Genomic DNA, 11,474 nt, shown 5'->3' on the forward strand with positions numbered 1-11,474 from the left:
GCACAGCCGGTCTCCCCGGCTCCTGCTCCTGTCGCCGAGGCACCCGCGGCAGCTGAGGCTCCGGCCCGCGCGGCGTCGGCCGAACCGCAGTTCCGCTGGCCGGTGCGCGGCCGCGTGGTGACCGGCTTCCGTGCCGGCTCCAGCGACGGGATCAAGCTGTCGGTGCCGCAGGGCACGCCGATCAAGGCCGCCGAGGACGGCGTGGTCGCCTATGCGGGCAACGAGCTGCGCGGCTACGGCAACCTCGTGCTGGTCCGCCACGCCAACGGTTACGTCACCGCCTATGCGCACAACTCGACGATTGCGGTCAGGCGCGGCGAGCAGGTGCGGCGCGGCCAGACCATCGCGGCGGCCGGCCAGACCGGCAACGTCTCCTCGCCCCAGCTCCACTTCGAGATCCGCCGCGGCGCGACCCCGGTCGATCCGATGGCCTTCCTCGGAGCGAACTGAATTCCGGAATTTCCGGCGCGCGCCGGGCACGGGTAGTCGATCGGTCCTCTCCTGCGACCTCCAAAGGGACCGGTCTTTTCGGGGCGGCACGGCAGTGCCGCCCCATCTCTTTTCTTGGGGTCAGGCCTCCAGCCTGAGGCCGGCGCGCCCGGCATGGTCCTGGACGAACTGCCAGGCGACGCGACCCGAGCGCGAACCGCGGGTGGTGGCCCATTCGAGCGCCTCGGCGCGCAGCTGCTCCTCGTCGGTCGCGATGCCGAAATGGGCGGCGTAGCCGAAGACCATGGCGAGGTACTCGTCCTGACTGCACTTGTGGAAGCCGAGCCAGAGGCCGAACCGGTCCGACAGCGAGACCTTTTCCTCCACCGCCTCGCCGGGGTTGATCGAGGTCGAGCGCTCATTCTCCATCATGTCCCGTGGCAGCAGGTGGCGGCGGTTCGACGTGGCGTAGAAGATGACGTTGTCGGGTCGCCCCTCGATGCCGCCTTCCAGCACCGCCTTCAGCGACTTGTACGACGTGTCGTCGTGGTCGAAGGACAGGTCGTCGCAAAACACGATGAAGCGATAGGTGGTGCCGCGCACCATCGCCATGAGCTGCGGCAGGCTCTCGATGTCCTCGCGGTGGATCTCGACGAGCTTCAGCACAGCCTCCCGGCCGGCCTGCGAAAGGTCGCCGTTGACCGTGGCATGGGCCGCCTTCACGAGGGAGGACTTGCCCATGCCGCGCGCGCCCCACAACAGCGCGTTGTTGGCCGGCAGACCCTCGGCGAAACGGCGCGTGTTCTCGATCAGCGTGTCGCGGGCCCGGTCGATGCCGCGCAGCAGCACCATCTCGACGCGGTTCACCTTGGGAACCGGGTCGAGCTTCGGCCCCTGCGGGTTCCAGACGTAGGCGTCGGCCGCGGCGAGGTCGGGGGGCCTGGGGGCGGGGGGCGCGAGCCGCTCCAGCGCGGCCGCGATGCGGTGGAGCGCATCGAGGGTGAGGGGATCGGACAAGGGCATACCTCCGGGAGCGATTTTCCCGTCCCATGCACCAGCGCCGCAGATGAGGCAATGAGCCCTACTGGAAAGAATGCCGCGGGCGGCTTACATGGCGGTTCGCCCGGTATCGCGACCGGCGCGACGGCATCGTTGCAATCGACGGCTTGCTGGCTATAGTCCGCGCCAAAATCCCGTCCAGCCGCGCTTCCGCGGCGGGAAATCCCCAAGAGGATCCCACATGTTCATCACCCCGGCCTACGCGCAGACCGGTGCGGGCGGCACCAACGACATCCTGATGTCGATGCTGCCCTTCATTCTGATCTTCATCATCATGTATTTCCTGATCCTGCGTCCGCAGCAGCGCAAGGTGAAGGCGCATCAGGAGATGATCGGAAGCCTGCGTCGCGGCGACCAGGTGACGCTCTCGGGCGGCGTCATCGGCCGGATCACCAAGGTGATCGACGATTCGACCATCGAGCTCGAGATCGCCGACAACGTGCGCATCCGGGCCGCCAAGCAGTTCGTCTCGGACCTGCGCTCGAAGAGCGAACCCGCAGACGAGAAGTGACGCATCAGGCCGCTGCCAGCGGCCGCCGCCGAGGATGACTGATCGATGCTGAGCTTCACGCGCTGGAAGGCGACCCTGATCCTGGTGGCGGTTTTCGCCACGATGCTGCTGGCGGCGCCCAACGTCATGCCGCAGTCCTGGGTCGACAAGCTCCCGCGCGCGTTGCGCACCCACATGACCCTCGGTCTCGACCTGCAGGGCGGCGTCCACCTGATGCTGCAGGTCGATTCGGACGAGGTCCGCCGCTCCATGCTGGAGAATCTGCGCGACGACGTGCGGCGCGTGCTGCGCGACAACCGTCTGCAGGTGCAGAACCTCGGCTTCCAGGGCAATGCCGTGGTGGCGCGCCTGCGCGAGGGCCAGAACGGCGATCTCGCCCTGACGGAACTGCGCAAGATTCCGCAGCTCATCGGCGGCGCCTTCTCCACCTCCGGCCAGTACGACTTCGACGTCTCCCGCTCCGGCGACAGCTTCACGGTGACGGCCACCGATGCCGGCATCCGCGACAAGATCTCGCGCGCCGTCACCCAGTCCATCGAGGTGGTTCGCCGCCGTATCGACCAGCTCGGCACCACCGAGCCGGTGATCCAGCGCCAGGGTATCGACCGCATTCTCCTGCAGGTGCCGGGCGAGCGCGACCCGCAGCGCCTGAAGACGATCATCGGCCAGACCGCCAAGCTCGAATTCCGCATGGTCGACCAGTCGGTGACGGCCGAACAGGCGCTCGCCGGCCGGCCGCCCGCCGATAGCGTGATCCTCTATGAGGAAGTCAAGGAGGGGAATCGCGTCGTCCAGCAGGTTCCCTACGTCATCCAGCGCCGCGTGATCGTCTCCGGCGAGGAACTGGTGGATGCGCAGGCCGCCTTCAACGCGCAGCAGGCTGAGTGGGTGGTCAACTTCCGCTTCAACTCGTCCGGTGGCCGCAAGTTCGCCCAGGCGACGACCGAGAACGTCAACCGCCCCTTCGCCATCATCCTCGACAACAAGGTGGTCTCGGCGCCGGTGATCCGCGAGCCCATTCTCGGTGGTTCGGGGCAGATTTCCGGCCGTTTCACCGCCGAGAGTTCGGCCAACCTCGCCCTGCTGCTGCGCGCCGGCGCGCTCCCCGCGCCCTTGACCGTGGTCGAGGAGCGCACCGTCGGCGCCTCGCTCGGCCAGGACTCCATCACCTCGGGCACCCGGGCCGCCATCATCGGCTCGATTTTCGTGCTGATCTACATCTTCGCGACCTATGGGCTCTTCGGCCTGTTCGCCAACATCGCCGTCATCGTCAACGTGGTCATGATGTTCGGGCTCCTCAGCCTGATCGGCGCGACGCTGACCCTGCCGGGAATTGCCGGCATCGTGCTCACCGTCGGCATGGCGGTCGATTCGAACGTGCTGATCTTCGAGCGCATCCGCGAGGAGGTGCGATCGGGCCGCAGCGTGATCGCCTCCATCGACGGCGGTTTCACCAAGGCGATGGGCACCATCATGGACGCCAACATCACCCAGCTCATCACCTGTATCATCCTGTTCTATCTCGGGACCGGTCCAGTGAAGGGCTTTGCGCTCACCCTCGGCCTCGGCATCCTCACCACGATGTTCACCGCCATCACCTTCACACGCTATCTGGTCGTCATCTGGCTGCGCTTGTTCAAGCCGGCTCGGGTTCCGATGTGATCCGGGCGACTGGGAGACTTCCGCCGTGCGCCTGCTGAGACTGATTCCGGACGACACGTCCTTCCCGTTCATGAAGTTCCGGCCCTTCGCCTTCGGGCTATCGGCGCTGATCTCGATCGCCACCATCGTCGGCTTCCTGACGATCGGCCTGAACATCGGCATCGACTTCAAGGGCGGCACGCTGGTCGAATTGCAGACCAAGCAGGGCAACGCCAACATCGGCGAGCTGCGGACCCGTCTGCAGGGTGCCAATGTCGGCGACGTCCAGTTGCAGGAGTTCGGCGGACCGAACCTGGTAATGGTCCGCTACGGCGAGCAGCCGGGCGGCGAACCGGGCCAGCAGGCGGCGTTGAGGCGTGTGCGCGCCCTCATCGACGCGGATTACGACGTCCGCCGCACCGAGGTGGTCGGCCCGACCGTCTCCTCCGAGCTCGTCCAGATGTCGGTGATCGGCGTGATCCTGTCGATCCTCGCCGTGCTGGTCTACCTTTGGTTCCGCTTCGAGTGGCAGTTTGCCGTAGCGGCGATGATCGCGACGCTGCACGACGTCACGGCGATCATGGCCTTCTACATCTTCACGCAAGCCGATTTCGACATCACGTCCATCGCATCCGTGCTGACGATCATCGGCTATTCGCTCAACGACACGGTCGTCGTGTTCGACCGCATCCGCGAGATGTTGCGCAAGCACAAGAAGCTGCCGGTGGCCGAACTGCTGGACGTCGCCATCAACTCCACCCTGTCGCGCACCACCATCACCGCCACGACCACCTTCCTCGCCCTGCTCGGCCTGTTCTTCTTCGGCGGCGAGGTGATCCAGGGCTTTACCGCCTCGATGCTGGTGGGCGTCATCATCGGCACCTACTCCTCCATCTTCATCGCCGCGCCGATCCTCATCTATCTTGGCCTGCGCCAGGGCGGCTTCGGCACGGCCCGCGCCGAGGCCGAGGACGGCGAGGGAGCTGCGGTGAAGGCCAAGGCCTGACGTGCCGCGCGGCGAACCGCTCAGGGTCCTGCACGAGGGGTTCGTTCCCGGGCGCTTCGCCATCGACGCCTATGGCCGCGGTGGCTTCCGATTCGCCGACATGAGCCATCGCGGCTCCATCCTGGCGCTGCCCTCGGGCGTCCACGCCTGGCCGCCTGAGGACGGTGCGCTGCTCGCTCCCGCCGATTTCGACGCCATCGTCGCGGAACGCGCTGATATCGACGTGCTGCTCCTCGGCACGGGCGTCGATCCCCGGCCCGTCGACGACGCCGTGCGCTGGGTGCTGCGGGAGGCAGGCATCAGTCTCGACGTGATGGCGACGGGCGCTGCCGCCCGCACCTACAACATCATGCTGGGCGAGAACCGCAGGGTCGCGGCGGCCCTTCTCGCGGTCGGGTAACGGGCCAAACGATGGCGCCGCTCCCGCCCCCGGAGGCTCTCGCCCCCGCCTACGCGCACTGCGACCAGCTGGTGCGCGACGGCGACAAGGACCGCTGGCTCGCCGCCCTCTTCGCCCCGGCCGAGTGCCGCGGCGACCTCCTGGCGCTCGCGGCCTTCAACCTCGAGATCGCTTCGGTGCGGGACCGCGTCTCCGAGCCCTTGCCGGGCGAGGTGCGCCTGCAGTGGTGGCGCGACGTGCTCACCGGCGAGGGCAGGGGCGACGTCTCCTCCCATCCGGTGGCGGCGGCGGTGCTCGACGTGGTCGGTCGCCACAACCTGCCGATCAAGCCGCTCATGGACCTCATTGAGGCGCGGGTCTTCGACCTCTACGACGACCCGATGCCGTCAGTGGCGGATCTGGAGGGCTATGGCGGGGAGACGAGCGGGGCGCTGATGCAGATGGGGGCGCTGGTGCTTGCCGGCGGCGACGATCCGCGCACCGGCGAACTCGCCGGCCATGCCGGCATGGCCTATGCCCTGACGGGCCTTCTGCGCTCGCTGGGCCTCCACGCCTCGCGCGGCCAGGTCTTCATTCCGGCCGAGATGCTCGCCGCCGAAGGGATCGCCCGCGACGACGTGGTGGCGGGAAGGTCTTCGACCGCGATCCTGAGGGTGCGCGACGCCATGGTCGCCATGGCGACCCGACATGCCGCGGCGGCCGAGACCCTCGCCCGGTCCGCCGACCGGCGCACGGTCGCGGCCTTCGTGCCGCTCGCGACCGTCATGCCGCGCCTGAAGCGGCTCGGCGCCGTCGAGAACCCGTTCGTGCCGCCACCGGACGTGTCGCAGTGGCGGCTTCAATGGGCGATGTGGCGCTTCGCGCGGCGGTTCGGCCGCGCCTGAGCCTCAGCGGGCGTCTGCAACCTGGCGGGCGATGTACTCGATCTCGCCGCGCTGGAAGCCGAGGTCGGCGAGCGCGCGGTCGTCGAGCTGGGTCAGCTCCTCGCGGGTGCGCAGATAGACGAGATGAGCCTTGAAGCGGGCGATGAGGGCGTTGAGGAGGTACAGCATGGCGATCGGTCCTGATCCGGACGGGGGTGTTCGTGACCCGTCCCGTGCCTGCTAGATAGTCATTATGCTGCAGTTGCGAGATCAGAAATTGTGCACCGCAGCTATGCGATAGGCACATGCGATCGTTAAGGAATTCTCATCAGCCAAGGAGCCGCATCCCGAAATAGGCGGCGGCGCCCGCCGCGAGCGCTGCGGCCGAGACCGCGGCGAAGACGAGGCCGAACCGCCAGGCACCGAGCATCAGCGCGTAGGCCGCCTTGGCGATCGTGTTGCTGGTCACGGCGACGATCATCGCGAGGGCGGCGGTCTCCGCGCTGAGGCCGCCGCCGAGCAGGCCGGCGGCGGTGATGACCGGAGCGTCGACGTCGGCGAGGCCGGTGATGGCGGAAACGGCGATGGCGCCGGTGTCGCCAAACCAGGCGGCTGCCGCGCGCGTGGCGAAGGCGATGGCGGTGAGCAGAAGCGCCATCTGGAAGACCTTCCACAGGTCGAAGGGGTTGGCTGTCTCGCTGGCTCCGTGACCCTCCGTGTCGCGGCGCGCCAGCCATAAGGCGGCCGCCGCCATCACGAGACCGGCGGCGGCGAGAGGAGGCGCCACCGTCGTCAGGACCGAGGGCGCGAGCACCAGGACCAGGAGGCTGGTGCGGCCGTAGGACACGAGGCCGGCGCCGAGGGCTCCCGCCGCCAGCTTGTCGGCCTCGCCGCCGTCGACCGAACGGCGCGCGTTGGTCACGGTCGTTGCGGTGGACGAGAGGAGGCCGCCGACGGCCCCGGCCACCAGTTCGCCGTTGCGCTCGCCGAGCAGCTTCACCGCCACGTATCCGGCGAAGGAAATGGCCGCGACCAGAATGGCGAGGGTCCAGATCCGCGACGGCGAGACGCCGCCGAAGGGACCGATGGGATCGTCCGGCACCAGCGGCAGGATGACGAAGGTCATCGCCAGCAGGACGATGGCCGAGCGCAGTTCGGTGAAGGTGAGCGCCTCGACGAAACGGTGCAGCGCCTCCCGCGACGCGAGGATCGCGACCAGCACGACGCCGGCGGCCCCCGCGAGGCGCATGTCGCCGAGAACGGCGAGTGCGCCCAGCGCGAACGTCACCATGCCGGCGATGACGGAGGTGACGCTGTAGGACTGCTCCGCCCGCTGCTCGCGGTACTGGAACAGGCCGAAGACGAGCGAGAAGGCGACGAAGACGCCGACCACCAACAGGCCGGGCGGTCCGCCGCCCGTGCCGCGCAGGGCGAACTCGAGGGCGCCCGTGATGCCGCCGAGCATGCCGATCAGGGTGTAGGTGCGCAGGCCCGCGGTGCGCTGCCCGTCCTCTTCCGCCCTGTCGCGCCAGTGGCGCTCGGCGCCGACCAGCGCGCCGACGGCGAGCGCGACACCGAGCCGCTGGGCAAGTTCGAGTTCCGTCATGCCCTCACACGCGCCTCGCGGCCCCCGTCGGGGGCGGCTCTATTCGGCGGCCTCGCTCTTCACCTTGAGTGGCCTGCGGGCGAGCACCTCGGCGAGGAACCGGCCGGTGTGACTACGCTTTTCCTTGGCGATGAGTTCCGGCGGCCCCTCCGCGACAACTTCGCCGCCCCCGTCGCCGCCCTCGGGCCCCATGTCGATGACCCAGTCGGCCGTCTTGATGACCTCGAGATTGTGCTCGATGACGATGACCGAATTGCCCTGGTTGACCAGTTCGTGCAGCACTTCGAGCAGCTTCGCGACGTCGTGGAAATGCAGGCCCGTCGTCGGCTCGTCGAGGATGTAGAGGGTGCGCCCGGTGGATCTGCGGGAGAGTTCCTTCGACAGCTTGACGCGCTGCGCCTCGCCGCCCGACAGGGTGTTCGCCTGCTGCCCCACATGGATATAGCCGAGCCCGACCTCGGAGAGCGTCTTCAGGATGTCGCGCACCCGCGGCACCGCCTTGAAGAACTCGACGCCCTCGTCGACCGTCATGTCGAGCACGTCGGCGATGGACTTGCCCTTGAAGACGACCTCCAGGGTCTCGCGGTTGTAGCGCTTGCCCTTGCAGACGTCGCAGGTGACGTACACGTCCGGCAGGAAGTGCATCTCGATCTTGATGACGCCGTCGCCCTGGCAGGCCTCGCAGCGCCCGCCCTTGACGTTGAAGGAGAAGCGGCCGGGCTCGTAGCCGCGTGCCTTCGCCTCCGGCAGGCCGGCGAACCACTCGCGGATCGGCGTGAAGGCGCCCGTATAGGTCGCCGGGTTCGACCTTGGCGTGCGGCCGATGGGCGACTGGTCGATGTCGATGACCTTGTCGAGATGCTCGATGCCCTCGATCCGGTCGTGTGGGGCAGGGGCCTCGCTCGCCCCGTTCAGCTTGCGCGCCACCGCCTGGTAGAGCGTGTCGATCAGGAGCGTCGACTTGCCGCCGCCGGAGACGCCGGTGATGCAGGTGAAGAGCCCCAGCGGGATATCCACCGTGACGTTCTTCAGGTTGTTGCCGCGGGCGCCGACGATCTTCATCGACCGGCCCTTTTGGGGCTTGCGCCGCTTCGGCAGGGGCACGCCGAGCTCGCCCGTCAGGTACTTGCCGGTCAGCGAGGCCGGATTGGCCATGATCTCCGCCGGCGTGCCCTCGGCGATGATGCGCCCGCCATGGATGCCGGCACCGGGGCCGACATCGACCACGTGGTCGGCCTGCAGGATGGCGTCCTCGTCGTGCTCGACGACGATCACGGTATTGCCGAGGTCGCGCAGCCGCTTCAGCGTACCGAGCAGGCGCTCGTTGTCGCGCTGGTGCAGGCCGATGGAGGGTTCGTCCAGAACGTAGAGGACGCCGGTCAGCCCCGAGCCGATCTGGCTGGCGAGGCGGATCCGCTGGCTCTCGCCGCCTGACAGGGTCCCGGAGTTGCGCCCGAGGGTGAGATAATCGAGGCCGACGTCGATGAGGAAGTGCAGGCGCTCGCGGATTTCCTTGAGGATACGGACGGCGATCTCGTTCTGCTTGGCGTTCAGCTTCTCCGGCAAGGCGGCGAACCAGGCGCCCGCGCCGCGCACCGACATCTGCGAGACCTCGCCGATGTGGACGCCGCCGACCCGCACCGCGAGCGCCTCCGGCTTCAGGCGGAAGCCCGAGCAGACCTTGCAGGGCGTGTCGGAAACGTAGCGGGAGATTTCCTCCCGCGCCCAGTCGCTCTCGGTCTCCTTCAGCCGCCGCTCGAGGTTGCGCACCACGCCCTCGAAGGTCTTGGTTGTCTCATACGACCTCAGGCCGTCGTCGTATTTGAAGGTGACGGTTTCGCTGCCCGTGCCGAACAGGATGGCATTGCGCGCCTTCTCCGGCAGTTTCGACCACGGTGTCGTCAGCGAGAAGCCGTAGTGCTTCGACAGGGCGTCGAGCGTCTGGGTGTAGAAGGGCGAGGTGGAGCGCGCCCAGGGACCGATGGCGCCCTTGCGCAGCGACAGATCCTTGTCGGGAATGACGAGGTCGGGGTCGATCGTCTGCTCGACGCCGAGGCCATCGCAGGCCGGGCAGGCGCCGAAGGGGTTGTTGAAGGAGAAGAGCCGGGGCTCGATCTCCGAAATGGTGAAGCCCGAGACCGGGCAGGCGAACTTTTCCGAGAAGAGCACCCGCATGGGTTCGCCGCCCTCGGTCTTCGCATCGGCGAACTCGATGACGGCGATGCCGTCGGCGAGCTTCAGCGCCGTCTCGAAGCTGTCGGCGAGCCGGGTCGCCATGTCCGGCCTGACGACGATGCGGTCCACCACCACGTCGATGTCGTGCTTCAGCTTCTTGTCGAGGGCGGGCGCGTCGGCGATCTCGTAGAAGGCGCCGTCGATCTTGACGCGCTGGAACCCCTTCTTCTGCCAGTCCGCCAGTTCCTTGCGGTACTCGCCCTTGCGGCCGCGAACGGCGGGCGCGAGCAGGTAGAGGCGCGACCCCTCGGGAAGGGCCAGGGTCTTGTCGACCATCTGGCTGACCGTCTGGCTCTCGATCGGCAGGCCCGTGGCCGGCGAGTAGGGCACGCCGACCCGCGCCCAGAGCAGGCGCATGTAGTCGTAGATCTCGGTGACCGTGCCCACGGTGGAGCGCGGGTTCTTCGAGGTCGTCTTCTGCTCGATGGAAATGGCCGGCGACAGGCCGTCGATCTGGTCGACGTCCGGCTTCTGCATCATCTCCAGGAACTGGCGTGCATAGGCCGACAGGCTTTCGACGTAGCGCCGCTGCCCCTCGGCATAGATCGTGTCGAAGGCGAGCGACGACTTGCCCGATCCCGACAAGCCGGTGAACACCACCAGCGAGTCGCGCGGGATCGTCAGGTCGACGTTCTTGAGATTGTGCTCGCGCGCCCCTCGCACCGAGATATAGCGGGAATCCGGGCGGCGGACGTCGTCGCTGAACTTGTCGAACAGATCGCTCATCTCAACAGGCCTTCGGGTGCCCGGGCGGGCACGCTGCGCGGTTTCAGGCTGGGCATGGCTTCAAGGCTAGGCAGGCTGTCGGCAGGAACATGGCAGCAGAAAGCCGGCCGCCCGTTCCCCAAGGTAGAAACGCCCGAGAGCCCGCGCCAGACCTTCGCGTTGCGGGATGGCAGCCGTGCACAGGATGCCTCCGGATGCGCGTGATTCCGCGATGACCATAGCGCCTCTTGCCATCGGGCGAAAGAACAAATAAGGAACATGTCAGCGAGGCTGCGTCCGTCAAAAACGGGGGATAGCCGCAAAAAGTTGGGCGGGCGAGCCGTGACGCGCGCCGGCGAACGTGGGAAGTCTCGCACCGATGCAAGCGCAAGGCGCCCCGGGCGAGAGGCTGCGGGGAAGGGGAGAGCGACGATGGCAGGCAGCGTCAACAAGGTCATCCTGATCGGCAATCTGGGCCGCGATCCCGAAATCCGTCGGCTGAACAACGGCGAGCAGGTCTGCAACCTGCGCCTCGCCACCACGGAAACCTGGCGCGACAAGGCCTCGGGTGAGCGCAAGGAGCGCACTGAGTGGCATCAGGTCGTCATCTTCAACGATAACCTGACCAAGGTCGCCGAGCAGTACCTGAAAAAGGGCTCCAAGGTCTACGTCGAGGGTCAGCTCCAGACCCGCAAATGGACCGACCAGTCCGGCGTCGAAAAATATTCCACCGAGGTTGTGCTCCAGCGCTTCCGCGGCGAGATGGTCCTTCTCGACAGCCGCGGTGGTGGCGGTGGCGGCGGTGGCGGCGCCGACTACGGTGACGACAGCTTCGGCGGCGGGGGCGGCTTCGGCGGCGGCGCCATCGAGGGCCGCTCCGGCGGGGGGCGATCGGAAGCGCCGCGGCGGTCCGCTGCGCCTGCGGGTGGCCGTCCGATGGACGATGACGAGATTCCGTTCTGACGGACGGAGCCCGGAGGATGGGCGTGGCGGCCGGCGCGACCGGGCCCTCCACGGCG

At 67.8% G+C, this 11,474-nt stretch carries 11 protein-coding genes; 7 read left to right on the forward strand and 4 right to left on the reverse strand.

The features are described 5' to 3' along the window. Window positions 1-450 (forward strand): murein hydrolase activator EnvC family protein (locus ACT6XY_RS20730; protein WP_444750204.1); only part of this gene is annotated, 450 nt, incomplete at its 5' end. 120 nt (window positions 451-570) lie between these two features. Here ACT6XY_RS20730 and ACT6XY_RS20735 read toward each other — a convergent pair. After that, window positions 571-1,452 carry an ATP-binding protein gene (locus ACT6XY_RS20735; protein WP_444750205.1) on the reverse strand — a complete coding sequence of 294 codons (882 nt, stop codon included), beginning with the start codon at window positions 1,450-1,452 and terminating at the stop codon, window positions 571-573. Between the two features lie 217 nt (window positions 1,453-1,669). Here ACT6XY_RS20735 and yajC point away from each other — a divergent pair, with 217 nt between their 5' ends. From yajC to ACT6XY_RS20760, 5 genes are read left to right on the forward strand one after another with little or no spacing between them, the layout of a single operon-like run. Further along, window positions 1,670-1,999, forward strand: coding sequence for a preprotein translocase subunit YajC (yajC, locus tag ACT6XY_RS20740; protein WP_444750206.1), 330 nt, complete (start codon window positions 1,670-1,672; stop codon window positions 1,997-1,999). A 45-nt stretch (window positions 2,000-2,044) separates the two neighbouring features. Next, the gene (gene secD, locus ACT6XY_RS20745) at window positions 2,045-3,661 is read left to right on the forward strand and encodes a protein translocase subunit SecD (protein ID WP_444750207.1); all 1,617 of its coding nucleotides are present in this window, start codon (window positions 2,045-2,047) and stop codon (window positions 3,659-3,661) included. Between the two features lie 25 nt (window positions 3,662-3,686). Beyond that, on the forward strand, window positions 3,687-4,646 hold the full coding sequence (gene secF, locus ACT6XY_RS20750; RefSeq protein WP_444750208.1) for a protein translocase subunit SecF: 960 nt from the start codon (window positions 3,687-3,689) through the stop codon (window positions 4,644-4,646). 1 nt (window position 4,647) lies between these two features. Continuing rightward, window positions 4,648-5,046 (forward strand): Mth938-like domain-containing protein, encoded by a 399-nt coding sequence (locus tag ACT6XY_RS20755; RefSeq protein ID WP_444750209.1) that lies wholly within the window; start codon window positions 4,648-4,650, stop codon window positions 5,044-5,046. Between the two features lie 11 nt (window positions 5,047-5,057). Beyond that, a complete protein-coding gene (locus ACT6XY_RS20760; protein ID WP_444750210.1) occupies window positions 5,058-5,930 on the forward strand; it encodes a phytoene/squalene synthase family protein in 873 nt (290 codons plus the stop codon). 3 nt (window positions 5,931-5,933) lie between these two features. On the opposite strand, the gene ACT6XY_RS20765 is transcribed toward ACT6XY_RS20760, so the two are convergent. The 3 genes from ACT6XY_RS20765 to uvrA form a co-directional block, all read right to left on the reverse strand. Continuing rightward, window positions 5,934-6,098, reverse strand: a complete 165-nt coding sequence (locus tag ACT6XY_RS20765; protein WP_444750211.1) for a DUF1127 domain-containing protein — start codon at window positions 6,096-6,098, stop codon at window positions 5,934-5,936. Window positions 6,099-6,237: 139 nt separating this feature from the next. After that, on the reverse strand, window positions 6,238-7,515 hold the full coding sequence (locus ACT6XY_RS20770) for an MgtC/SapB family protein (RefSeq protein WP_444750212.1): 1,278 nt from the start codon (window positions 7,513-7,515) through the stop codon (window positions 6,238-6,240). A gap of 39 nt (window positions 7,516-7,554) precedes the next feature. After that, complete coding sequence (gene uvrA, locus ACT6XY_RS20775; RefSeq protein ID WP_444750213.1) at window positions 7,555-10,476, reverse strand: excinuclease ABC subunit UvrA; 2,922 nt, start codon at window positions 10,474-10,476, stop codon at window positions 7,555-7,557. Between the two features lie 411 nt (window positions 10,477-10,887). Here uvrA and ssb point away from each other — a divergent pair, with 411 nt between their 5' ends. Further along, window positions 10,888-11,418 (forward strand): single-stranded DNA-binding protein, encoded by a 531-nt coding sequence (gene ssb / locus ACT6XY_RS20780; RefSeq protein ID WP_444750214.1) that lies wholly within the window; start codon window positions 10,888-10,890, stop codon window positions 11,416-11,418. Window positions 11,419-11,474: the final 56 nt, after the last annotated feature.

This window comes from Phreatobacter sp., from assembly GCF_052440005.1.
Taxonomy (GTDB): Bacteria; Pseudomonadota; Alphaproteobacteria; order Rhizobiales; family Phreatobacteraceae; genus Phreatobacter.

What these genes read in the sequence shown, in the direction of transcription:
- ACT6XY_RS20735 (WP_444750205.1), bottom strand. Translation starts at nt 1,452, where the DNA reads ATGCCCTTGTCCGATCCCCTCACCCTCGATGCGCTCCACCGCATCGCG.
- yajC (WP_444750206.1), top strand. Translation starts at nt 1,670, where the DNA reads ATGTTCATCACCCCGGCCTACGCGCAGACCGGTGCGGGCGGCACCAAC.
- secD (WP_444750207.1), top strand. Translation starts at nt 2,045, where the DNA reads ATGCTGAGCTTCACGCGCTGGAAGGCGACCCTGATCCTGGTGGCGGTT.
- ACT6XY_RS20760 (WP_444750210.1), top strand. Translation starts at nt 5,058, where the DNA reads ATGGCGCCGCTCCCGCCCCCGGAGGCTCTCGCCCCCGCCTACGCGCAC.
- ACT6XY_RS20765 (WP_444750211.1), bottom strand. Translation starts at nt 6,098, where the DNA reads ATGCTGTACCTCCTCAACGCCCTCATCGCCCGCTTCAAGGCTCATCTC.
- ACT6XY_RS20770 (WP_444750212.1), bottom strand. Translation starts at nt 7,515, where the DNA reads ATGACGGAACTCGAACTTGCCCAGCGGCTCGGTGTCGCGCTCGCCGTC.
- uvrA (WP_444750213.1), bottom strand. Translation starts at nt 10,476, where the DNA reads ATGAGCGATCTGTTCGACAAGTTCAGCGACGACGTCCGCCGCCCGGAT.
- ssb (WP_444750214.1), top strand. Translation starts at nt 10,888, where the DNA reads ATGGCAGGCAGCGTCAACAAGGTCATCCTGATCGGCAATCTGGGCCGC.